Origin of the sequence: Streptomyces sp. NBC_00457 (assembly GCF_036014015.1) — a bacterium.
Classification (GTDB): Bacteria; Actinomycetota; Actinomycetes; order Streptomycetales; family Streptomycetaceae; genus Streptomyces.
The window spans coordinates 7,967,260-7,990,751 of the sequence record NZ_CP107905.1 but is presented as its reverse complement, the minus strand read 5'-3'; the positions used below and the strand labels follow the sequence as shown (position 1 = coordinate 7,990,751).

General features: G+C 70.4%; 19 protein-coding genes. 8 read left to right on the top strand and 11 right to left on the bottom strand.

The window, feature by feature from the left end:
• Positions 1-19: 19 nt before the first annotated feature.
• Both OG828_RS36475 and OG828_RS36470 read right to left on the bottom strand, forming a co-directional pair.
• Complete coding sequence (locus tag OG828_RS36475) at positions 20-370, bottom strand: chorismate mutase (protein ID WP_328366454.1); 351 nt, start codon at positions 368-370, stop codon at positions 20-22.
• A 179-nt stretch (positions 371-549) separates the two neighbouring features.
• Positions 550-1,434, bottom strand: a complete 885-nt coding sequence (locus OG828_RS36470; RefSeq protein WP_328505005.1) for an AraC family transcriptional regulator — start codon at positions 1,432-1,434, stop codon at positions 550-552.
• 166 nt (positions 1,435-1,600) lie between these two features.
• Between OG828_RS36470 and OG828_RS36465 the strand changes: the two genes are divergently transcribed.
• Positions 1,601-3,367, top strand: a complete 1,767-nt coding sequence (locus OG828_RS36465; protein ID WP_328503568.1) for a glycoside hydrolase family 35 protein — start codon at positions 1,601-1,603, stop codon at positions 3,365-3,367.
• A 36-nt stretch (positions 3,368-3,403) separates the two neighbouring features.
• On the top strand, positions 3,404-4,285 hold the full coding sequence (locus OG828_RS36460; protein ID WP_328366451.1) for a hypothetical protein: 882 nt from the start codon (positions 3,404-3,406) through the stop codon (positions 4,283-4,285).
• Positions 4,286-4,393: 108 nt separating this feature from the next.
• On the opposite strand, the gene OG828_RS36455 is transcribed toward OG828_RS36460, so the two are convergent.
• Together OG828_RS36455 and OG828_RS36450 are read right to left on the bottom strand one after the other, a co-directional pair.
• Positions 4,394-5,299, bottom strand: a complete 906-nt coding sequence (locus OG828_RS36455; protein ID WP_328505004.1) for an SDR family oxidoreductase — start codon at positions 5,297-5,299, stop codon at positions 4,394-4,396.
• 62 nt (positions 5,300-5,361) lie between these two features.
• Positions 5,362-6,153: an SDR family oxidoreductase gene (locus tag OG828_RS36450; protein WP_443062463.1), complete on the bottom strand. Its 792-nt coding sequence runs from the start codon at positions 6,151-6,153 to the stop codon at positions 5,362-5,364.
• A gap of 101 nt (positions 6,154-6,254) precedes the next feature.
• On the opposite strand from OG828_RS36450, the gene OG828_RS36445 reads away from it, so the two are divergent.
• Genes OG828_RS36445 through OG828_RS36430 form a run of 4 tightly spaced genes read left to right on the top strand, consistent with a single transcriptional unit; the run spans position 6,255 to position 9,663 of the window.
• Positions 6,255-7,028 carry an enoyl-CoA hydratase family protein gene (locus tag OG828_RS36445; protein ID WP_328366447.1) on the top strand — a complete coding sequence of 258 codons (774 nt, stop codon included), beginning with the start codon at positions 6,255-6,257 and terminating at the stop codon, positions 7,026-7,028.
• A gap of 48 nt (positions 7,029-7,076) precedes the next feature.
• Positions 7,077-7,892 (top strand): CoA transferase subunit A, encoded by an 816-nt coding sequence (locus OG828_RS36440; RefSeq protein ID WP_328505002.1) that lies wholly within the window; start codon positions 7,077-7,079, stop codon positions 7,890-7,892.
• On the top strand, positions 7,889-8,617 hold the full coding sequence (locus OG828_RS36435) for a CoA-transferase subunit beta (protein WP_328503567.1): 729 nt from the start codon (positions 7,889-7,891) through the stop codon (positions 8,615-8,617). Before OG828_RS36440 ends, OG828_RS36435 begins: the two co-directional genes overlap by 4 nt.
• Positions 8,617-9,663 carry an NAD(P)H-dependent flavin oxidoreductase gene (locus tag OG828_RS36430; protein WP_328503566.1) on the top strand — a complete coding sequence of 349 codons (1,047 nt, stop codon included), beginning with the start codon at positions 8,617-8,619 and terminating at the stop codon, positions 9,661-9,663. The genes OG828_RS36435 and OG828_RS36430 overlap by 1 nt, the downstream gene beginning before the upstream one ends.
• Positions 9,664-9,775: 112 nt before the next feature.
• Here the strand turns inward: OG828_RS36430 and OG828_RS36425 are convergent, their stop codons facing one another.
• From OG828_RS36425 to OG828_RS36415, 3 genes are read right to left on the bottom strand one after another with little or no spacing between them, the layout of a single operon-like run.
• Complete coding sequence (locus tag OG828_RS36425; protein ID WP_328441157.1) at positions 9,776-10,933, bottom strand: acetyl-CoA C-acetyltransferase; 1,158 nt, start codon at positions 10,931-10,933, stop codon at positions 9,776-9,778.
• A 35-nt stretch (positions 10,934-10,968) separates the two neighbouring features.
• Complete coding sequence (locus OG828_RS36420; RefSeq protein ID WP_328366438.1) at positions 10,969-11,583, bottom strand: TetR/AcrR family transcriptional regulator; 615 nt, start codon at positions 11,581-11,583, stop codon at positions 10,969-10,971.
• A gap of 34 nt (positions 11,584-11,617) precedes the next feature.
• Complete coding sequence (locus OG828_RS36415) at positions 11,618-12,406, bottom strand: SDR family oxidoreductase (protein WP_328441156.1); 789 nt, start codon at positions 12,404-12,406, stop codon at positions 11,618-11,620.
• Between the two features lie 84 nt (positions 12,407-12,490).
• Between OG828_RS36415 and OG828_RS36410 the strand changes: the two genes are divergently transcribed.
• Together OG828_RS36410 and OG828_RS36405 are read left to right on the top strand one after the other, a co-directional pair.
• The gene (locus OG828_RS36410; protein WP_328503565.1) at positions 12,491-13,630 is read left to right on the top strand and encodes an acyl-CoA dehydrogenase family protein; all 1,140 of its coding nucleotides are present in this window, start codon (positions 12,491-12,493) and stop codon (positions 13,628-13,630) included.
• A gap of 109 nt (positions 13,631-13,739) precedes the next feature.
• Positions 13,740-14,690, top strand: coding sequence for an acyl-CoA dehydrogenase family protein (locus OG828_RS36405; protein ID WP_328503564.1), 951 nt, complete (start codon positions 13,740-13,742; stop codon positions 14,688-14,690).
• Here the strand turns inward: OG828_RS36405 and qcrB are convergent.
• From qcrB to gltB, 4 genes are all read right to left on the bottom strand, one after another.
• Positions 14,665-16,320: a cytochrome bc1 complex cytochrome b subunit gene (qcrB, locus tag OG828_RS36400; RefSeq protein WP_328503563.1), complete on the bottom strand. Its 1,656-nt coding sequence runs from the start codon at positions 16,318-16,320 to the stop codon at positions 14,665-14,667. The two genes, OG828_RS36405 and qcrB, sit on opposite strands and share 26 nt — an antisense overlap.
• Positions 16,321-16,526: 206 nt before the next feature.
• Complete coding sequence (locus OG828_RS36395; protein ID WP_328503562.1) at positions 16,527-17,252, bottom strand: vWA domain-containing protein; 726 nt, start codon at positions 17,250-17,252, stop codon at positions 16,527-16,529.
• A 168-nt stretch (positions 17,253-17,420) separates the two neighbouring features.
• Positions 17,421-18,881: a glutamate synthase subunit beta gene (locus tag OG828_RS36390; RefSeq protein ID WP_328366423.1), complete on the bottom strand. Its 1,461-nt coding sequence runs from the start codon at positions 18,879-18,881 to the stop codon at positions 17,421-17,423.
• Positions 18,874-23,478, bottom strand: a complete 4,605-nt coding sequence (gltB, locus tag OG828_RS36385) for a glutamate synthase large subunit (RefSeq protein WP_328366421.1) — start codon at positions 23,476-23,478, stop codon at positions 18,874-18,876. The genes OG828_RS36390 and gltB overlap by 8 nt, the downstream gene beginning before the upstream one ends.
• Between the last annotated feature and the right edge of the window lie 14 nt (positions 23,479-23,492).

Here is a 23,492-nt window from a genome sequence, read left to right as displayed (position 1 = left end):
CGGGGAGCGAAGAACGAGGTCAATCGGCCGCCGGCATAGAGCCGTTCACCGTGTCCTCGGCGATGATCTCGTGGTGTCTGATCACTTCGCCGATGATGAAATTGAGGAACTTCTCAGCAAAGGCGGGGTCCAGCTTGGCGCTCTCGGCGAGTGCGCGCAGCCGGGCGATCTGCCGGGCCTCGCGGGCGGGATCGGCGGGCGGCAGCTGGTGCGCGGCTTTGAGGTGGCCGACCTGCTGGGTGCATTTGAAGCGTTCGGCGAGCATGTGGACGACGGCCGCGTCGATGTTGTCGATGCTGTCGCGTAGCCGGGCGAGTTCCTCGCGGACGGCGGGGTCGACGTCACCGGTCGAGGTGTTGCTGGTGGTCATGGGCGAAACCCTACGGGGAGGCCGGGCCGCGGCCCGAAGGGGCGCGGGGCTGTGTCTGATATGCGGCTCCGCCGCGATGGGGGTCTCCCCGCTCGAGCGAAGCCGAGAGTGGGGGAGCGACCAGCCACGACGGCGCCGCAGACGAAAGACGGCCCAACTGCGTGCTTCCAGCGGAGCGCTCAGCGCGGGCGTTCGATGACGGGTGGGTCGTCGGGGTCGGGGATGCGGTCGCTCCAGCCGCCGGGGACGGTGCGGCCCTCCTGGGCGCGGAAGCGGATGGGGGCCATGCCGACGCGGCGGGTGAACAGGCGGGAGAAGTAGGCGGGGTCGTCGTAGCCGACGCGGCGGGCGACGGCGGCGACGGGCAGTTCGGTGGCGGCGAGGAGTTCCTTGGCGCGGCCGAGGCGGATGCCGAGCAGGTAGTCCTTGGGGCTGCAGCCGGCCACGCGGCGGACGGCGGCGCGTAGTTCGGCGGTGGTCATGCCGTGCCGGGCGGCGTGGTCGGCGACCGACATCGGCAGACAGGCGTCGCGGGCGAGCGCCTTGAGGACCTGGTTTCCGGCGGGGGTCAGGTCGGCGCGGGCGCGGCGCAGGGCGACGAGGAGTTCGTGGACGGCGGCGCCGGTCTCCACTTCCAGGAGCGGGTTGTCGCGACGGGCGGCGCGCACGATGCGGGCGACGACGGCGCGCGGGCCGGTGGCGTCCGCGAGGGGCACCACGGGGCGGCCGGGTTCGATGTAGCCGAGTTCGGTGTAGGTGGCGGTGGCGGGTCCGGCGAAGCCGACGAAGCCCTCGTCCCAGCCGGTGTCGGGGTCGGGCCCGTAGTGGTGCGGGACGCCGGGTGTGAGCCACAGCAGTGCGGGCGCGGTGACGGTGGTACGGCGGCCGTCGGGGCCGGCGTACCAGCCGCCGCCGGTGCTGATCACGACGGCGACGTGGCTGTCGAGGGTGCGCGGTCCTACGGTGGGCAGGGCGCCGTACTGGAGGCCGACGCCTAGGCAGACCAGGCCGAGCCGGTGGTGGGCGGGGCCGGGCGTGAAGAACCGCATCCAGGTGTGGTACATCCGCGGCCGACTCCGCTCCGTGTCGTGTACGTCCAGGTCGTGTGCGTCCCGGTCGTGTGATTCCAGGTCATTTGCGTCCCGGTCGCTTCCGTCCCGGTCGTTTCCGTCCAACCAGCGCCGATCTTTGTCCATGGACGTGATCGCCGCCAGGGGCGAGGGTGACGGCATGAGCGACTTCACGGTGGGGGACACGGATTTCCTGTTGGACGGGCGGCCGGTGCGTTTGCTGTCCGGTGCGCTGCACTACTTCCGCGTGCACGAGGAGCAGTGGGGGCACCGGCTGGCGATGCTGCGGGCGATGGGCCTGAACTGTGTGGAGACGTACGTCCCGTGGAATCTGCATGAGCCCGGTCCCGGCAGGTTCCGGGACGTGGGTGCGCTGGGCCGTTTCCTGGACGCGGCGCGGGAGGCGGGCTTGTGGGCGATCGTCCGGCCGGGGCCGTACATCTGCGCCGAGTGGGAGAACGGTGGGCTGCCGCACTGGGTGCCGGGGCATGCACGCACGCGTGACGAGCGTTTTCTGCGTCCCGTGGAGCGCTGGTTCGGCCGGCTGCTGGAGGAGGTCGTGCCCCGGCAGATCGACCGCGGCGGCCCGGTGATCATGGTGCAGGTGGAGAACGAGTACGGCAGCTACGGCTCGGACGCGGAGTATCTGCGCCGCCTCGCCGAGCTGCTGCGGGACCAGGGTGTCACGGTGCCGTTGTTCACCTCGGACGGCCCGGAGGACCACATGCTCTCCGGCGGATCCGTGCCCGGAGTCCTCGCCACGGTCAATTTCGGCTCCCACGCGCGCGTGGCGTTCGAGACGCTGCGCGGGCACCGCCCCGAGGGCCCGCTGATGTGCATGGAGTTCTGGTGCGGCTGGTTCGACCACTGGGGCGGGCAGCACACCGTGCGCGACGCCCAGGATGTGGCCGAATCCCTGCGCGAGATCCTGGAGTGCGGCGCCTCCGTCAACATCTACATGGCGCACGGCGGCACCAACTTCGCCGGCTGGGCGGGCGCCAACCGGGGCGGCGGCGACATGCACGACGGGCCGCTGGAGCCGGACGTCACCTCCTACGACTACGACGCGCCGATCGACGAATACGGCCGCCCCACGGAGAAGTTCTGGCGCCTGCGCGAGGTGCTCGCCGAGTACGCCGACGGTCCGCTGCCCGAACCGCCGCCGACGCCTGAGCCGTTGGGTGCCCCGGCCGACGTGGACCTCGCGGGCTGGGCGCCCCTGAGTGCCGTACTGGAGACGTTCGGCGGCCCGGAGACCGTCTCTCCCCTCCCGCCGTCCTTCGAGGAGCTGGACGTGGACAGGGGGCTCGTACGGTACGAGGTCACCGTGCCGGGGCCGCGGCAGCCGTATCCGCTGATCGCGCGCGGGCTGCGGGATGTGGCGGTGGTGTACGTCGACGGGACGCGGGCCGGGGTGCTCACCGAGGGCGACGAGCAGCTGAAGGAGCCGGTTGCCGGGCACGCGCGCGTGGAGCTGTGGGTGGAGTCCCTGGGGAGGGTCAATTACGGGCCGCGGTCCGGGGAGCCCAAGGGCATCACCGGGGGCGTCCTGCACGAGCGGCAGTTTCTGCACGGGGTACGCGCGCGTGCGCTGCGCCTGGACGCCTTCGACGCGGGGGTGGACGGCGTGCCCTTCGAACCGCCGGCCGGGGAGGGTGCCCCCGGCCTGTACCGGGGTACCGTCATGGTCCGCGGCGCCGGGGACGCCTGCCTGGAGCTGCCGGGCTGGACGCGCGGGTTCGTGTGGATCAACGGCTTCAACCTCGGGCGTTACTGGTCCGCGGGCCCACAGCACACGCTGTACGTCCCCGGGCCGGTGCTGCGGGAGGGCGGCAACGAGGTGTGGGTGCTGGAGTTCGAGGGGCCGTCGCCGGAAGCCGGGCTCCGCCTGATGTCCGACCCGCGAAACCCGCTCAGACCCTCGTAGAGTGGAATCGGGTCAGGGCGTCTTGGGGGTACAGGCGTGGCGAACGACGGACCGGTCGAGCACGGCTACCCACACCTGGAGACGGTGCGGGAGTCGATCACCGCGCTCTACAAGCGGCTGTCGTACGACACCATCCAGACGTTCGCGATCAGTGTGGCCCCCGTCGACGTGGCGTTCTGCGACACCGACGACCTGTATCTGGGCGCCCAGCGAGTGGCCCGGGAGCTGGTGCGGCACTACCGGCTCCCGGACGCCCGGGTGATCGTCAGCTTCCGCGAGATGAAGCACGCCGCGAACGTCGAACTCGCCGCGGGACCCGAGTACTTCGTCGAGCTGAACGACCGCTTCCGCACCCACCGGCGGGACATCGGCGCGGCCCTCGCCCACGAGATCATGCACGTCTATCTGCACCGCCTCGACCTGTCGTTCCCCGGCACCCGCGACAACGAGATCCTCACCGACACCGCGACGACGTACCTGGGCGCCGGCTGGCTGCTCCTCGACGCCTACCGGGAGGACGCGGCGTCGTCGCAGAAGCTCGGCTATCTGACACCGGAGGAGTTCGGGTACGTCCTCGCCAAGCGCGCCCTGGTGTTCGGCGAGGACCCGTCCGTGTGGTTCACCAGTCCGCAGGCCTACACGGCGTACACGAAGGGCATGGTCCAGGCCCGCCACGACGAGCAGCAGCCCCCGCTGACGGCGGCCGGCTGGGCGGGCCGCCGCCGCTACGCCCGCGACCGCCGCCACGTCCACGGCCCCCAGCCCGGCGTCCCCTACACCTTCAGCCCCGACGGCGGCGGCCACCTCCGCGTCACGTTCCCCTGCCCGACCTGCCACCAGCGGATCAGGGTGCCGGTGCGGGGGCGAGTGCGGGCGCGGTGTTCTTTGTGCCGGACGGTGCTTGAGTGCGATACGTAGGTGCTGGGCCAGCAGGTCGGTCGTCGCGTGCGGGTCCGTCGTGGCTGGTCGCGCCCACGCGGCGGAGCCGCAAATCGATACAGCCTCGCGCCCCTTCGGAGCGCTGATCTACGCCCCATACACCTCTCCCGGCACCTCCGCCTCCTCCAACAACTTCAGCACCGTCTCCCCCACCTCCCCCGCATCCCACCGCGCCCCCTTGTCGGCGGTCGGTCCCGGGCGCCAGCCCTCCATGACCGTGACCCTGCCCCCCTCCGCCTCGAAGACCCGCCCGGTCACCCCCGCGCTCCCCGCCGAGCCCAGCCAGACCACCAGCGGCGAGACGTTCTCCGGGGCCATCGTGTCGAAGCCGGTGTCCGGTGCCGCCATGGTCTCGGCGAAGGTACGTTCCGTCATCCGGGTCCGGGCCGCGGGGGCGATCGCGTTGACCTGAACCCCGTAGCGCCCCAGCTCGGCCGCGGCGACCAGCGTCAGACCGACGATTCCGGCCTTCGCCGCGCTGTAGTTGCCCTGTCCGACCGAGCCGAGCAGCCCCGCACCGCTGCTGGTGTTGACGATCCGCGCGTCGGGCAGACGGCCCGCCTTGGCCTCGGCGCGCCAGTGCGCGGCGGCGTGCTTCAGAGGCAGGAAGTGACCCTTGAGGTGGACGCGTACGACGGCGTCCCAGTCGTCCTCGTCCAGGTTGACCAGCATCCGGTCGCGCAGGAAGCCCGCATTGTTGACGAGCGTGTCGAGCCGACCGTAGGTCTCCAGGGCGGTCCGGATCAGTGCGGCGGCGCCGTCGGTCGTGGCGATGTCGCCGCCGTGCGCGACCGCCTCGCCGCCCGCCGCGCGGATCTCGTCGACGACCTGGCCGGCCGGGCTGTCGGGGCCCGGTGTGCCGTCCAGGCCGACGCCGAGGTCGTTGACGACGACCCGCGCGCCCTCGGCGGCGAACGCCAGCGCGTGGGCGCGGCCGAGGCCACGGCCCGCGCCGGTGACGATCACGACGCGTCCGTCGCAGATTCCGGTCATGGTGCGGGTCATTGTTGCGTCTCCTTGTCGACTCATCGCTCTTGTCTCCCCCGGGGCCCATCTCACGTCTCTTTGTTGGCGGTTGCGGCGTCCAGGAAGGCGGGCCGCTCCCCTCCCCCGTGCACCAGCAGGTTCGCCCCGCTGATGTAGGCGGCCGCGTCGGAGGCGAGGAAGACCGCGGCGGCGCCGACGTCGGCGGGATCGGCGAGGCGGCCGAGCGGGACGGTGCGGCCGACCGCCTCGATGCCGTCGTCGCCGCCGTAGTGCAGGTGGGACAGCTCCGTGCGGACCATGCCGACGACGAGGGTGTTGACGCGGACCTCCGGCGCCCACTCCACGGCCATGGACCGGGCGAGGCTCTCCAGGCCCGCCTTGGCCGCGCCGTACGCCGCCGTGCCGGGTGAAGGGCGGTCGCCGCTGACGCTGCCGATCATGACGACGGCGCCACGGGACCGCTTGAGGTGCTCGTACGCGGCGAGGGAGACGGTCAGTGGAGCGATCAGGTTCAGCTCGACGACCCGTGCGTGCCGCTCGGCGTCCGCGTCGGTCAGCCGTCGGAAGGGGCTGCCGCCCGCGTTGTTGACCAGCACGTCGAGCCGGGACAGTCCGCCGAAGAAGGCACGCACGGCCTCCGGGTCCCGCAGGTCCACCGGCACGAACTCGGTTCCCTCGACGGGGTCTTCGGGAGGCCGGCGTGCGCAGGTGACGACCTCCGCGCCCGCCTCGACGAACGCCTTCGCGATGCCCGCGCCGACGCCGCGGGTGCCGCCGGTGACGACGACGAGGCGGCCACCGAGGGGCCGGTCGCGGGGATGGCCGGAGTTTTCCACAGGGTCTGGCGCTTGGTTTTCCACAGGGCCTCCCGCCGCGATCCGCCTGCTGCTAGCTTCGAAGCCTCACACCTAACAAATGTTTGGTGGAAAGGTAGCTGAGTGCGAAGGTAGCTGATGCGTCCATGGGTGTCTCCACCTCGTCCCCGGAAACGGGGTCCGAAAAAGACGGAATCGCCGTTGTCACAGTCGACTTCCCGCCGGTGAACGCCCTTCCGGTGGACGGCTGGTTCGCGCTGGCCGACGCGGTGCGCGCGGCCGGCCGTGACCCGGAGGTGCGGTGCGTGGTGCTGGCCGCCGAGGGGCGGGGGTTCAACGCGGGCGTGGACATCAAGGAGATACAGGCGCGTGGGCAGAGCGCGCTGGTCGGCGCCAACCGGGGCTGCTTCGCGGCGTTCTCGGCGGTGTACGAGTGCGAGGTGCCTGTGGTGGCGGCGGTGCAGGGCTTCTGCCTGGGAGGGGGCATCGGTCTTGTGGGGAACGCGGATGTGATCGTGGCGAGCGAGGACGCCGCTTTCGGGCTGCCCGAGCTGGACCGTGGAGCGCTGGGCGCCGCCACCCACCTGGCCCGGCTGGTCCCGCAGCACCTGATGCGCGCCCTGTACTACACCTCGCGGACGGCGACGGCGGCCGAGCTGCACGCGCACGGCTCGGTGTGGCGGGTGGTGCCGCGCGAGGAACTCTTTTCGGCCGCCCTGGAGTTGGCCCGCGAGATAGCCGCGAAGGACGGGGAGCTGCTCCGGCTGGCCAAGGCCGCCATCAACGGCATCGATCCGGTGGACGTGCGCCGCAGCTACCGCTTCGAGCAGGGCTTCACCTACGAGGCGAGCGTGAGCGGCGTGGGCGACCGGGTCCGCGACACCTTTGGACGCAACTCCTTTGGAAAGGACGGTGACTGAGTGGGCGACAGGACGATGACCGCCGTGGGGGACAAGACGATGACCACCGTGGGCGACAAGACGATGACCGCCGACGAGGCCGTTGCCGGGCTGGAGAGCGGCATGACCCTCGGCATCGGCGGCTGGGGCTCGCGTCGCAAACCGATGGCCCTGGTGAGAGCGGTGCTCCGGTCCGGCGTCACCGACCTCACCGTGGTGTCGTACGGCGGCCCGGACGTCGGCATGCTCGCCGCCGCCGGACGGATCCGCAAACTGGTCGCCCCCTTCGTCACCCTCGACTCGATCCCCCTCGAACCGCACTACCGGGCGGCCCGCGAGCGGGGGGAGCTGGAGCTGATGGAGATCGACGAGGCGATGTTCATGTGGGGGCTGCACGCGGCGGCGAACCGGCTGCCCTTCCTGCCGGTGCGAGCCGGCATCGGTTCCGACGTGATGCGGGTCAACCCGGGTCTGCGGACGGTGACGTCGCCGTACGACGACGGGGAGACGTTCGTGGCGATGCCCGCCCTGCGCCTGGACGCGGCCTTGGTCCACGTGAACCGCGCCGACCGGCGGGGCAACGGCCAGTATCTGGGGCCCGACCCGTATTTCGACGACTTGTTCTGCGAGGCGGCGGACGCGGCGTTCGTCTCGTGCGAGCGGATCGTGGACACCGCCGAGCTGACGAAGGAGGCCGCACCCCAGACCTTGCTGATCAAGCGTCATGTGGTGACGGGCGTGGTGGAGGTGCCGGGCGGCGCGCACTTCACGTCCTGCGCCCCCGACTACGGGCGAGACGAGGCCATGCAGAAGGAGTACGCGACCACACCCTGGACGGAGTTCGCCGAGCGGTTCCTCAACGGGCCCGAGATGGAGGGGACATGACCGTGACGCGGAGTGAGTTCTGTGTGATCGCCTGCGCCGAGGCCTGGCGCGGTGCCGGTGAGATCCTGGCGAGTCCCATGGGCCTGATCCCCTCCGTCGGCGCGCGTCTCGCCCGGCTCACCTTCGCGCCGGACCTGTTGCTGACCGACAGTGAGGCGATGCTGGTCGACGTGGACGGCACCGTCGAGGGCTGGCTGCCGTATCGACAGCATCTGACCCTCGTCACCGGCGGCCGGCGGCACGTCATGATGGGCGCGAGTCAGATCGACCGCTTCGGCAACCAGAACATCTCCTGCATCGGCGACTGGGAGAAGCCGAAGCGGCAGCTTCTGGGGGTGCGGGGCGCGCCGGTCAACACCCTCAACAATCCGACCAGTTACTGGATCCCGAAGCATTCCCGGCGGGTGTTCGTGGAGAAGGTCGACATGGTGTGCGGGGTGGGGTACGACCATGCGGGCGGTGCCCGCCATCACCGCATCCCGCGGGTCGTCTCCGACCTCGGCGTCTTCGACTTCGACACCCCGGACCGCTCGATGCGGCTGGCCTCGCTGCATCCGGGTGTGACCGTCGAGGAGGTCAGCGATGCGACGGGGTTCGCGCTGACGATCCCGGACGAGGTGCCGTCCACCCGCGAGCCGACGCCCGCCGAACTGCGCCTGATCCGCGAGGTGATCGACCCGGACAACCGGCGCGCGCGTGAGGTCCCCGAGGAGGCGAGGGCCTGATGGACACCGCGCTCACCCGGCTGGTCGGGGTCCGCCACCCGATCGTGCAGACGGGCATGGGCTGGGTGGCGGGCCCGCGTCTGGTCTCGGCGACGGCGAACGCGGGCGGGCTGGGCATCCTGGCCTCAGCGACCATGACGACCGACCGGCTGCGCGAGGCGATACGCGAGGTCACGTCCCGTACGACGGCGCCCTTCGGGGTCAACCTCCGCGCCGACGCCTCCGACGCAGGCGAGAGGGCACGGATCCTGATCGAGGAAGGCGTACGAGTCGCCTCCTTCGCGCTGGCGCCCTCCCCGGAGCTGATCGGCACGCTCAAGGACGCGGGCGTGGTCGTGATCCCGACGGTCGGTGCCCGGCGCCATGCCGAGAAGGTCGCGGCCTGGGGCGCGGACGCGGTGATCGTGCAGGGCGGGGAGGGCGGCGGACACACCGGCGAGGTGGCGACGACGGTGCTGCTGCCGCAGGTCGTGGACGCGGTGCGGATACCCGTGGTGGCGGCGGGCGGCTTCTTCGACGGCCGGGGCCTGGTCGCGGCGCTGGCCTACGGGGCGGCGGGCGTCGCCATGGGCACCCGCTTCCTGCTCACCTCGGACTCGACGGTGCCGGACGCGGTCAAGGCGCGCTACCTGACGGCGAGCGTCCGGGACGTCACGGTCACCCGAGCGGTCGACGGCCTGCCCCACCGCATGCTCCGCACGGACCTGGTCGACTCGCTGGAGAACTCCGGCCGCACCAGAACCCTCCTCCGAGCCATGAACCACGCGGCCCGCTTCCGCAAGCTGTCCGGCATCAACTGGCCGACGATGCTCCGCGACGGCCTCGCCCTCAAACACGGCAAGAACCTGTCCTGGAGCCAGGTCCTACTCGCCGCGAACACCCCGATGCTGCTCAGAGCGTCGATGGTGGACGGACGCACGGACCTCGGGGTAATGGCGTCGGGACAGGTCGCCGGAGTCATCGACGACCTGCCGACATGCGCAGAACTAATCGACCGGATCATGAAGGAGGCGGAAGAGACACGGGAACGACTAACGGCCCCCTAGCAGCCAACAGTTCAGCAGCGCCCCGTAAGGGGCGCGGGGAACTGCGCGACCAGCCACAACGAAGCCGCAGACAACCGACGGCCCATCACGCCACCCCCAGCGGAGCGCAGCGTCACAGCCTCTCAATGATCGTCACGTTCGCCTGCCCCCCACCCTCACACATCGTCTGCAGCCCGAACCGCCCACCCGTGCGCTCCAGCTCATGCAGCAGCGTCGTCATCAGCTTCGCACCGGTCGCACCGAGCGGGTGACCGAGCGCAATCGCACCGCCGTTGACGTTGACCTTCTCCGGATCCGCGCCCGTCTCCTTGAGCCAGGCCAGGACGACGGGAGCGAAGGCCTCGTTGATCTCGACGAGGTCGATCGCGTCGATGGAGAGGCCGGTCTTCTTCAGGGCGTGGGCGGTGGCCGGTATCGGAGCGGTCAGCATCCGGATCGGGTCCTCGCCGCGCACCGAGAGATGGTGGACTCGGGCGCGCGGCGTCAGCCCGTGCTCACGCACCGCCCGCTCGGAGGCCAGCAGCATGGCAGCCGCGCCGTCGGAGACCTGAGAGGAGCAGGCGGCCGTGATCGTGCCGCCGTCGATGACCGGCTTGAGCCCGGCCATCTTCTCCAGGGAGGTGTCCCGGCGTGGCCCTTCGTCGACGGTCACCTCGCCGTACGGCACGGTCTCGCGCTGGAAGCGGCCCTCGTCGATCGCCCGCAGCGCCCGCCGGTGCGAGCGCAGCGCGAACTCCTCCTGGTCCTGCCTGCTGATCCCCCACTTGCCGGCGATCATCTCGGCACCGACGAACTGGTTGACCGCCCGGTCCCCGTACCGCGCCCGCCAGCCCTCACTGCCCGCGAAGGGCCCCTGGGTGAAACCCAGCGGCTCGGCGGCCTGCCGCGTCGCATAGGCGATCGGGATCTGCGACATGTTCTGCACACCGCCCGCGACGACCAGGTCCTGCGTCCCGGAGAGCACGCCCTGCGCCGCGAAGTGCACGGCCTGCTGCGAGGACCCGCACTGCCGGTCCACCGTGACACCCGGCACCTCCTCCGGCAGCCCGGCCGCCAGCCAGCAGGTGCGGGCGATGTCGCCGGCCTGCGGCCCGACCGCGTCCAGGCAGCCGAAGACGACGTCCTCGACGGCGGCGGGATCGATGCCCGACCGCGCGACCAGTTCCTTCAGCACATGCGCGCCCAGGTCGGCCGGATGGACCCCGCTCAGTCCTCCCCCGCGCCGCCCCACGGGCGTACGGACCGCTTCGACGATGTAGGCCTCGGCCATGGCAACTCCCCAGACTTCCGGACTCCAGCAGTGGGTTATCTACGTACGGCGATCCCGTCCAGCACCATCGACAGGTACTGCCGGGCGATCTCCTCGGGGCTGTGGTGTCCGCCGGGCCGGTACCAGGACGCGGCGACCCACACCGTGTCCCGCACGAACCGGTAGGTGAGCCGGACGTCGAGGTCGGACCGGAAGACCTCGGCCGCGACCCCGCGCTCCAGCGTGGACAGCCACGCCTTCTCGAACTTGCGCTGCGATTCGGCGAGGAACGCGAACCGCTCCTGCGCCACGAGGTGCTTGGACTCCTTCTGGTAGATCGCGACGGCGGCGCGGTGCCGGTCGATCTCCCGGAACGACTCGGTGACCAGGGCCTCCAGCGTCTCGCGCGGGCCCAGTTCGGCGGCGCCCAGGACGGCGTCGTACCCGTTCCAGAGCTCGTCGAGGAAGGTTCGCAGGATCTCCTCCAGCATCGATTCCTTGGAGTCGAAGTGGTAGTAGAGGCTGCCGGCCAGCATCCCCGCGTGGTCCGCGATCTTGCGGACGGTGGTGGCGTTGTAACCCTGCTCGGCGAAGACTTCGGCGGCGGTGTCGAGGAGCTCGCGCCGGCGCTCGGGGGCGGCGGTCACCTGGGGCTTCTTCTTCGTAGGCACAAGCACATTGTGGGCGCTCCATGGTCCTCCGTGATCAGGGATGCCGACTGCTGACGGAGACGACCTCTCCGGTCATGTACGAGGAGTAGTCCGACGCCAGGAACACGATCACGTTGGCCACCTCCCAGGGCTCGGCGTACCGCCCGAAGGCCTCCCGCCGGGTCAGCTCGGCCAGCAGGTCGGGGCTGGTCACCTTCACCAGGTGCGGATGCATGGCGAGGCTCGGTGAGACCGCGTTGACTCGCACACCGAACTCGGCGGCCTCCACCGCCGCGCTCCGGGTCAGCGCCATCACCCCGGCCTTCGCGGCGGCGTAGTGCGCCTGTCCGGCCTGGGCACGCCAGCCGACGACGGACGCGTTGTTGACGATCACCCCACCGTCGCTGCCGGCCTGGAACAGCCGTAGGGCCGCCCGGGTGCACCGGAACGTCCCGTTCAGCGTCACATCGAGCACCTTCGACCACTGCTCGTCGGTCATGTCGACGAGGTCCGAAGTCCCGCCGAGCCCGGCATTGTTGACGACGACATCCAGCCGACCGTGCATTTCGGCCGCCGCCTCGAACAACGCACTGACCTGCGTCTCGTCGGTGACATCGCACGGCAGCGCAGCGACGGCCGACCCGAACTCCCCGGCCAGCTCGGCCTCGTACTCCTTGAGCCGCCGCACATGCGCGTCGCTGATCAGCACGCGCGCGCCCTCCTCCAGGAAGCGCCGCGCGGTCGCCCCGCCGATCCCCGCCCCGGCCGCCGCGGTGATGACGGCGGTGCGTCCCTTCAGCAGCCCGTGCCCGGGCACGTAGGCCGGACTCTCGACGCCTGTCATAGGGACACGCTAACCTACCAAACACTTGTTAGGGAAGACCGCGAGAAGACCGCCGCGGAGATCACGGCTGAGGGGGACGCACCGATGGATCTCGCCTTCACACACGAAGAGGACGCCTTCCGGGCCGAGGCCCGCGCCTGGCTGCAGGCCCACGTGCCGTCCGCCCCGCTCCCCTCCCTGGAGACCGAGGAAGGCTTCCGGGCTCACCGCGCGTGGGAGGCCGAACTGGCCGCGGACCACTGGTCGGTGGTGGACTGGCCGAGCGCGTACGGCGGCCGGGACGCGGGCCTGATCAGATGGCTGATCTTCGAGGAGGAGTACTACGCGGCGGGCGCACCCGGCCGCGTCAGCCAGAACGGCATCAGCCTCCTCGCCCCCACCCTCTTCGACCACGGCACGGAGCGACAACGCGCGCGCGTGCTGCCGCCGATGGCCTCCGGCGAGGTCATCTGGGCCCAGGCGTGGTCGGAGCCCGAGGCCGGTTCGGACCTGGCATCCCTGAAGGCCAGGGCCGTCCGCACAGACGGCGGCTGGCTGCTCACCGGGCAGAAGACCTGGTCGTCACGGGCCGCCTTCGCCGACCGCGCGTTCGGCCTGTTCCGCACCGAGCCGGACACCCCGAAGCCCCACCAGGGCCTGACCTACCTGATGTTCGACCTGCGCGCACCGGGCGTCACCGTCCGCCCCATCGGCCGCCTCGACGGAAAGCCCGCCTTCGCCGAGCTGTTCCTGGACGAGGTGTTCGTGCCGGACGAGGACGTGATCGGCGAACCCGGGCAGGGCTGGCGGATCGCCATGTCGACAGCGGGCAACGAACGCGGGCTGAAACTGCGCTCCCCGGGCCGCTTCCTGGCGAGCGCCGACCGCCTGCTGACGCTCTGGCAGGCACAAGGAGAACCGGAATCCACGAAGCGCCGTGTCGCCGACGCCCTGATCGGCGCCCGCGCCTACCAGCTCTTCACCTACGCCGCCGCCTCCCGCTTCCTCGACGGCCAGGAACTCGGCCCGGAGTCCAGCCTGAACAAGGTCTTCTGGTCCGAGTACGACATCGCGCTGCACGAGACGGCCCTCGACCTCCTGGCCGAGGAGGGCGAGTTCGCGGACACGGACTGGTCGGAGCGGTACGTCTTCGCCCTCGCCGGCCCGATCTACGCCGGCACGAACGAGATCCAGCGGGACATCATCGCCGAACGCCTGCTCGGCCTCCCGAAGGGACGCCGCTGATGCGCGAGGGCTCCGCCGACGCCGAAGGAAGCGCGACGCACAGGGACGCACAGAAAAGGGGCCGCGATGATGCCCGAAGGAACGCCCTGATGCCGAAAGGACGCCGCTGATGCGCTTCCTCCTCGACGCCGAGCAGCGCGCGTTCGCCGCCTCGCTGGACGCGATGCTGACCTCCGCGGACACGCCGTCGGTGGTACGGGAGTGGAGTCGCGGCGAGCACGGCAGCGGGTGCGCGCTGTGGGGCCGTATCGCCGAAGCGGGCGTGTTCGCACTGGCGGTACCGGAGGAGTACGACGGGCTGGGCCCCCGGCCCGTCGAACTCGCCGTCGCTTTCGTCGAGTTGGGGCGACACGCGGTGCCCGGCCCGCTGGTGGAGACCGTGACCGCGGCAGTACTGCTCACCAAGGCCGAACGCCTGCTCCCGCCCCTCGCCTCCGGCGAGACCATGGCGACGGTCGCGTACGACAGCCCGTACGCCCTCGACGGCGACGCGGCCACGATCCGTCTCGCCCTCACCCCCGACGCCCTCCACCTGTCCCCCGGCCACGGCCCCGTCCGCCCGTCCCTCGACCCCGCCCGCCGCCTCACCCCCCTCACCCCGGGCGGCGAACTCCTCACCCCCACCCCGCCCGTCGAGCAAGCCCTCACCTGGGCCCGCCTCACCACCGCCGCCCATGCGCTGGGCGTCGGACTCGCCCTCCTCGACAAGACCGTCGCCTACGTCAAGCAGCGCACCCAATTCGGCGCCCCCATAGGCTCGTTCCAAGCCGTCAAGCACAGGCTGGCCGACGCGAAGATCGCCCTGGAGTTCGCCCGCCCCCTGCTCTTCGGCGCCGCGCTGACCATGGACGCCGCTGATGTCGCCGCAGCCAAGGTCACGGCCTGCGAGGCGGCGTATGCGACGGCGCGGACCGCGCTGCAGTTGCATGGCGCGATCGGCTACACCGCGGAGTGCGACCTGTCGCTGTGGCTGTCCAAGGCCCGCGCCCTGCGCACCGCCTGGGGCACTCCTGACGCGTGCCGGGCCCTGGTCGTCAGGGGTGGTGGTCGCCGCTGGTGACCTCCCGGTACTCCTCCACCGTCGGCTTCTCGATCCGCTTGTCGGGCCCGAACATGGCCCGCGACAGCCGGGCCCGCAGCCGCTGGGACGGTTTCACCGGGCGGCGGACGCCGCCCGCGTCGACGAGCGGACCGAGCTCGTACGGCGGGTTCTGCTCGTGCTGGGTCAGAGTGAACAACTGCGCCTGCGAGACAGGTTCATGGACCTCGAGGTACTCGCCGTTCGGCAGCCTCTTGATGGTGCCCGTCTCCCTGCCGTGCAGCACCTTGTTCCGGTCGCGGCGCTGGAGACCGAGACAGATCCGCTTGGTGATGCTGTAAGCGAGGACCGGCACCACGAAGACCGCGACCCGCACGAACCAGGTGATGTCGTTGATGGACAGATGCAGATGGGTGGCCACGATGTCGTTGCCGCCGCCGATCAGCAGCACCACGTACAGGCTGAGCCAGGCCACGCCGAGGCCGGTGCGCACGGGCGCGTTGCGCGGCCGGTCCAGGATGTGGTGCTCGCGTTTGTCGCCGGTGACCCATGCCTCGATGAAGGGATACACGCCGATCGCGAGCATGACCAGCGGGAACAGCGCGAAGGGGATGAACACGCCCAGCACGAGGGTGTGGCCCCAGAGGTTGATCTCCCATCCCGGCATCACCCGGATCAGCCCCTCGGAGAAGCCGAGATACCAGTCGGGCTGGGCGCCGGTCGTGACCAGATCGGGTCGGTAGGGCCCGAAGGCCCACACGGGGTTGATGCTGGCGATGCCGCCCATGATCGTCAGCACGCCGAAGACGAGGAAGAAGAAGCCGCCCGCCTTCGCCATGTAGACCGGCAGGAAGGGCATGCCGACCACCGACCTGTTGTCACGGCCGGGGCCGGGATACTGCGTGTGCTTGTGGTAGAAGACCAGGATCAGATGGGCGGCCACCAGCCCCAGCATGATCCCGGGCAGCAGCAGGACGTGGATCGGGAACAGGCGCGAGATGATGTCGTGCCCGGGGAACTCCCCGCCGAAGAGGAAGAACGACAGATACGTCCCCACGATCGGGACGGACAGGATCGCGCCCTGGGCGAAGCGGATGCCGGTGCCGGAGAGCAGGTCGTCGGGGAGCGAGTAGCCGGTCAGGCCGGTGATGATGCCGAGCATCAGCAGGGTCCAGCCGAAGAGCCAGTTGACCTCGCGCGGCTTGCGGAACGCGCCGGTGAAGAAGATCCGCATCATGTGCACGAGCATGGCGATGACGAAGACCAGCGCCGCCCAGTGGTGGATCTGCCGGATCAGCAGCCCGCCGCGCACATCGAAGCTGATCTCGAGCGTGGACTCGAACGCCCTGGTCATCATGACGCCGTTGAGCGGTTCGTACGAGCCGTGGTACTCGACCTCGGCCATGCTCGGCTCGAAGAACAGGGTGAGGTAGACGCCGGTGAGGATCAGGACGATGAAGCTGTAGAGCGCGATCTCGCCCAGCATGAAGGACGGGTGGTCCGGGAAGACCTTGCGCATGTTGGCCTTGGCCAGGGCGTAGAGCCCGAGCCGCCCGTCGGCCCAGTCCGCGAGTTTCTCGCCCCTGCCGGGAGCCTGCCTGCGCGAGCGGGCGGACCCTGCCGCCTGGTCCACCGATCGTGCGCCGTCCATGCGTCGTCGCCTCCCCATCGGATCTCACTCAGGGTGGCACGGCAGTCACGGCTCAGCCAACGGTGCGTGCAGACGGGTGGCGGGCGCTCCGCGGGCTGGGCTGGGAACGCTGTGCCGCGGGAGGCCGTCTGTCGTCAGCGGGCCCGCTGTGGCTGGTCGCCCAGTTCCCCGCGCCCCTTTGGGGCGCGCTGCTGAACCTCGTTCAGCTATGCAGGTCCCACGATCCCCGCCGCCCGCGCCGCCACCAGCCACTTCGGGAACTCGTCCACGAGACGGTCGTACAGCTCGCCGTCGGGCACCTTCCGCGGATCCGGGCCGGCGTGGAAGAACCCGGCGTTGTCGACGGCCCGCTTGTGCGGCACCGCCAGCTCGTCGAGCTTGCGCAGATACTCGAACTGACGGCTCTTCGGATCGCCGAAGCCGATGAACTGCCAGAAGATCGGCAGCCTGGCCGCCTTGCACAGATACCGTTCCGCGGCGAGCTTGTTGATCGGGCCGCCGTCGGTCTGGAAGACCACCAGGGCCGGGTCCTTGGAGCCGCTGTCGAGGTAGTGGTCGATGACCGCGTCCATGGCGAGGTGATAGCTGGTCTTGCCCATGTGCCCGAGCCCGGCCACGATCCGGTCGATCCGGCCGCGATGGTCGGCGAGGGCGATGTCGGTGACCGCGTCGACGTCCGTGGAGAAGAACACCACGGGCACGGTTCCGTCGTCGTCGAAGTGCGCGGACAGCCCGAGCACCCGGTCGGCGAGCGCCTGCACACTGCCGTCCTTGTAGTACGGCTTCATCGACCCGGAGTAGTCGACCACCAGATAGACCGCCGCCCGCTGCCCGTCCAGGCCGTGCTTCGTGAGCGACACCCCGGCGCTCTTGTAGAGACTGACCAGCGCGGGCGCGGTCTCCTCCACCTTGCTGAGACTGATCGCGGCCATGCCGACTCCCCCATCGCTCACCAGAACTGACGCCGAGGCTACGGCACCCCACCCCCGCGCACTGGCGTGAGAAAAGCCGCGGCGCCTGCCCAGTCGTCCGGTCGGGGACTGGAGGGCAGGCGCCGTCGGGTGTACCGCACGCCTTTGTGCGGGACGTTTTGGGGCCGATCAGACCATGAGCGAGCGGTCCGTCGGACGGATCGGTGCCGGCAGGTCGCTCACGCCGGTCAGGAAGCGGTCGCACCCGCGGGCGGCCGAGCGGCCCTCCGCGATCGCCCAGACGATCAACGACTGACCGCGGCCCGCGTCACCGGCGACGAAGACTCCGGGGACGTTGGTCTGGAAGTCGCCGTCACGGGCGATGTTGCCGCGCTCGTCGAGGTCCAGGCCGAACTGCTCGACCAGGCCGTTGTCCCGGTCGGTGCCGGTGAAGCCCATCGCCAGCGTGACCAGCTGGGCGGGGATCTTGCGCTCCGTGCCCGGCTTCTGCGTCAGCTTGCCGTCGATGAACTCGACCTCGGTGAGGTGCAGCCACTGGACGTTGCCGTCCTCGTCGCCCTCGAAGTGGGTGGTGGAGACGGAGTAGACCCGCTCACCGCCCTCCTCGTGCGCGGACGTGACCTTGTACAGCATCGGGAAGGTCGGCCACGGCTGGTTCGGCGCCCGGTCCTCGCCCGGCCTGGGCATGATCTCCAGCTGCGTGACGGAGGCCGCGCCCTGGCGGTGGGCCGTGCCCACGCAGTCGGCGCCGGTGTCGCCGCCGCCGATGACGACGACGTGCTTGCCCTCGGCCGTGATGGGGGGCGTCACGAAGTCGCCCTCCTGGACCTTGTTGGCCAGCGGCAGGTACTCCATGGCCTGGTGGATGCCCTTGAGTTCGCGGCCGGGGACCGGGAGGTCACGAGCGGTCGTCGCACCGGCGGCGATGACGATCGCGTCGTACCGCTTCTTCAGATCGGTCGCCTTGAGGTCGCGGCCGATCTCGATACCGGTACGGAAGCGGGTGCCCTCCGCGCGCATCTGCTCGATACGGCGGTTGATGTGCCGCTTCTCCATCTTGAACTCGGGGATGCCGTAGCGCAGGAGGCCGCCGATACGGTCCGCGCGCTCGTAGACGGCGACCGTGTGGCCCGCCCGGGTCAGCTGCTGAGCGGCGGCGAGACCCGCCGGGCCCGAGCCGATGACCGCGACCGTCTTGCCGGACAGGCGCTCCGGGATCTGCGGGGCGACGTCACCGGTCTCCCACGCCTTGTCGATGATCGAGACCTCGACGTTCTTGATGGTGACGGCCGGCTGGTTGATGCCGAGCACACACGCCGACTCGCAGGGCGCCGGGCAGAGGCGACCGGTGAACTCCGGGAAGTTGTTGGTCGCGTGCAGGCGCTCGGACGCGGCGGCCCAGTCCTCGCGGTAGGCGTAGTCGTTCCACTCGGGGATCAGGTTCCCCAGCGGACAGCCGTTGTGGCAGAACGGGATGCCGCAGTCCATGCAGCGGCTGGCCTGCTTGCTGATGATCGGCAGCAGCGAGCCGGGGACGTAGACCTCGTTCCAGTCCTTCTTGCGCTCTTCGACGGGACGGGACTTGGCGACCTCGCGGCCGTGGTTGAGAAAGCCCTTGGGATCAGCCATTGGTCGCCGCCTCCATCATCTTCTCGGTGATCTCGGTCTCGGAGAGACCGGCTCGCTCGGCGGCGTCCTTGGCGGCGAGCACTGCCTTGTACGTACTGGGGATGATCTTGCTGAAGCGGTCCACCGACTCGGACCACTCGGCGAGGAGCTTCCCGGCGACCGTGGAGCCGGTCTCCTCCGCGTGCCGGCGCACCACGTCGTGCAGCCACTGCTTGTCGGTGTCGTCCAGCTTCTCGATGGCGCCGACGTTGCCGACGTTCACGTTGTCGCGGTCGAGGTCGATCACGTAGGCGATGCCGCCCGACATACCGGCCGCGAAGTTACGGCCCGTCTCGCCGAGCACCACCGCATGACCGCCGGTCATGTACTCGCAGCCGTGGTCGCCCACGCCCTCGGCGACGACGGTCGCGCCGGAGTTGCGGACGCAGAAGCGCTCGCCCGTACGACCGCGCAGGAACAGCTCGCCGCCGGTCGCGCCGTACGCGATGGTGTTGCCCGCGATCGTCGAGAACTCGGCGAGGTGGTCGGCGCCCCGGTCGGGACGCACGATCACACGGCCGCCGGAGAGGCCCTTGCCGACGTAGTCGTTGGCGTCTCCCTCCAGGCGCAGCGTGATGCCGCGCGGCAGGAAGGCACCGAAGGACTGGCCGGCCGAGCCGGTGAAGGTGATGTCGATGGTGTCGTCGGGCAGGCCCGCGCCACCGAACTTCTTGGTCACCTCGTGGCCGAGCATGGTGCCGACCGTGCGGTTGATGTTGCGGATGGCGACCTGGGCGCGCACCGGCTGGGCGTCGGTCGCCGAGTCGGCGGCCAGAGCGTCGGCGGCGAGCTTGATCAGCTCGTTGTCGAGCGCCTTCTCCAGGCCGTGGTCCTGCTCGATCACCTGGTGGCGCACCGCGCCGCCGGGCAGGTCGGGCACGTGGAACAGCGGCTCCAGGTCCAGGCCCTGCGCCTTCCAGTGGTCGATGGCCCGCGTGACGTCCAGCGTCTCGGCGTGGCCGACGGCCTCCTCGAGGGTGCGGAAGCCCAGCTCGGCGAGGATCTCGCGGACCTCCTCGGCGATGAACTTGAAGAAGTTCACGACGTGTTCGGCCTTGCCCGCGTACCGGTCGCGCAGCACCGGGTTCTGCGTGGCGATCCCGACCGGGCAGGTGTCCAGATGGCAGACGCGCATCATGACGCAGCCGGAGACGACGAGCGGCGCGGTCGCGAAACCGAACTCCTCGGCGCCGAGCAGCGCGGCGATGACCACGTCACGGCCGGTCTTCAGCTGGCCGTCGGTCTGTACGACGATGCGGTCGCGCAGGCCGTTGAGCAGCAGGGTCTGCTGGGTCTCGGCGAGGCCGAGCTCCCAGGGGCCACCGGCGTGCTTGAGCGACGTCAGCGGCGACGCGCCCGTACCGCCGTCGTGACCCGAGATGAGCACGACGTCCGCGTGCGCCTTCGACACACCGGCGGCGACCGTGCCGACGCCGACCTCGGAGACCAGCTTCACGTGAATCCGCGCCTGCGGGTTAGCGTTCTTCAGGTCGTGGATCAGCTGGGCCAGGTCCTCGATGGAGTAGATGTCGTGGTGCGGCGGCGGGGAGATGAGCCCCACGCCCGGCGTCGAGTGCCGGGTCTTCGCCACCCACGGGTACACCTTGTGGCCGGGCAGCTGGCCGCCCTCGCCGGGCTTGGCGCCCTGGGCCATCTTGATCTGGATGTCGTCCGCGTTGACCAGGTACTCCGACGTCACGCCGAAGCGGCCGGAGGCGACCTGCTTGATCGACGAACGGCGGGCCGGGTCGTACAGCCGGTCCGCGTCCTCGCCGCCCTCACCGGTGTTGGACTTGCCGCCCAACTGGTTCATGGCGATGGCGAGGGTCTCGTGCGCCTCCTTGGAGATGGAGCCGTACGACATGGCGCCCGTCGAGAAGCGCTTGACGATCTCGGAGACCGGCTCGACCTCGTCGATGGAGATCGGCTGCCGGTCCGACTTGAAGCCGAAGAGGCCGCGCAGCGTCATCAGGCGCTCGGACTGCTCGTTCACGCGGTCCGTGTACTTCTTGAAGATGTCGTAGCTCGCGGTGCGGGTGGAGTGCTGGAGGCGGAAGACCGTCTCCGGGTCGAACAGGTGCGGTTCGCCCTCGCGGCGCCACTGGTACTCGCCGCCTATGTCGAGGGCGCGGTGCGCGGGCGCGATGCCGCTCGCCGGGTACGCCTTCGCGTGGCGGGCGGCGACCTCCTTGGCGATGACGTCGATGCCGACGCCGCCGATCTTGGTGGCGGTGCCGTTGAAGTACTTCTCGACGAAGGCCTGGTCGAGACCGACGGCCTCGAAGACCTGGGCGCCGCGGTAGGAGGCGACGGTCGAGATGCCCATCTTGGACATGACCTTCAGAACGCCCTTGCCGAGCGCGTAGATCAGGTTGCGGATGGCGTGCTCGGCCTCGATGCCGGGAAGGAACGTGCCCGCGCGGACCAGGTCCTCGACGGACTCCATCGCCAGGTACGGGTTGACCGCCGCGGCGCCGAAGCCGATGAGCAGGGCGACGTGGTGGACCTCGCGGACGTCACCGGCCTCCACCAGCAGGCCCACGTGGGTGCGCTGCTTGGTGCGGATGAGGTGGTGGTGGACGGCCGCGGTGAGCAGCAGCGACGGGATCGGCGCGTGCTCGGCGTCCGAGTGGCGGTCCGAGAGGACGATCAGCCGGGCGCCGTTGTCGATGGCCGCGTCGGCCTCGGCGCAGATCTCGTCGATGCGCGCGGCGAGGGAGTCACCGCCGCCGGAGACCCGGTACAGGCCGGACAGGGTCGCGGCCTTCATGCCGGGCATGTCGCCGTCGGCGTTGATGTGTATGAGCTTGGCCAGCTCGTCGTTGTCGATCACCGGGAAGGGCAGGGTGACGCTGCGACATGAGGCGGCCGTCGGCTCCAGCAGGTTGCCCTGCGGGCCGAGGGAGCTGCGGAGCGAGGTGACCAGCTCTTCGCGGATGGCGTCCAGCGGCGGGTTGGTGACCTGTGCGAACAGCTGGGTGAAGTAGTCGAAGAGCAGACGCGGGCGGTCGCTCAGCGCGGCGATCGGCGAGTCCGTACCCATCGAACCGATGGGCTCGGCACCGGCCTTGGCCATCGGCGCGAGGATGACGCGCAGCTCTTCCTCGGTGTAGCCGAAGGTCTGCTGGCGGCGGGTGACCGAGGCGTGGGTGTGCACGATGTGCTCGCGCTCCGGCAGGTCGGACAGCTCGATCTCGCCGGCTTCGAGCCACTCCGCGTACGGCATCTCGGTGGCGAGCTGGGCCTTGATCTCGTCGTCCTCGATGATGCGGTGCTCGGCGGTGTCGACGAGGAACATCCGGCCGGGCTGCAGCCGGCCCTTGCGGACGACCTTGGCGGGGTCGATGTCGAGGACGCCGACCTCGGAGCCGAGGACGACGAGGCCGTCGTCGGTGACCCAGTAGCGGCCGGGGCGCAGGCCGTTGCGGTCGAGTACCGCGCCGACCTGGGTGCCGTCGGTGAAGGTGACGCAGGCCGGGCCGTCCCAGGGCTCCATCATCGTGGCGTGGAACTGGTAGAAGGCGCGTCGGGCCGGGTCCATGGAGTCGTGGTTCTCCCACGCCTCCGGGATCATCATCAGCACGGAGTGCGGCAGCGAACGGCCGCCCAGGTGCAGCAGTTCCAGCACCTCGTCGAAGGACGCGGAGTCGGACGCCTCGGGCGTGCAGATCGGGAAGATCCGGTCGATCTTGTCCTGCTCGCCGAACAGGTCGGAGACGATCTGGGACTCGCGGGCCGCCATCCAGTTGCGGTTGCCCTTGACCGTGTTGATCTCGCCGTTGTGCGCGACGAAACGGTACGGGTGGGCGAGCGGCCAGGACGGGAAGGTGTTGGTGGAGAACCGGGAGTGCACGAGCGCGATCGCGGAGGCGAAGCGGCGGTCGGACAGGTCCGGGAAGAAGGGCTCCAGCTGGCCGGTGGTCAGCATGCCCTTGTAGACGATGGTCCGCGCGGACAGCGACGGGAAGTAGACGTCGGCCTCGCGCTCGGCGCGCTTGCGCAGCACGAAGGCCTTGCGGTCGAGGTCGATACCCGTAGCGGGCGCGGCGGCGCCGTCGGCGACGAAGATCTGCCGGAAGGCGGGCATCGTCGAGCGGGCGGTGGCACCGAGGAGTTCGGGGGCGACCGGCACCTCGCGCCAGCCGAGGACCGTCAGGCCCTCGTCGGCCGCGATCGTCTCGATCCGTGAGACGGCCTCGTCCGCGCCGGCCTCGGGCAGGAAGGCGATACCGACGGCGTACCCACCGGCTTGCGGCAGTTCGAATCCGGCCACCTCACGGAAGAAGGCGTCGGGAACCTGGGAAAGGATGCCGGCGCCGTCACCCGAGTCGGGCTCCGAGCCGGTGGCGCCGCGATGCTCCAGGTTGCGCAGAACCGTGAGCGCCTGTTCGACCAGCGCATGGCTCGCCTCGCCGGTGAGGGTGGCCACAAAGCCGACGCCACAGGCGTCGTGCTCGTTGCGGGGGTCGTACATACCCTGCGCAGCAGGGCGAGCATCCATGAACGACCAGTTCTGGCCATTCCCGGAGTGCTGGGACGGCTGGCGCGGCGTACGCATCGGCTCTCCCGTCG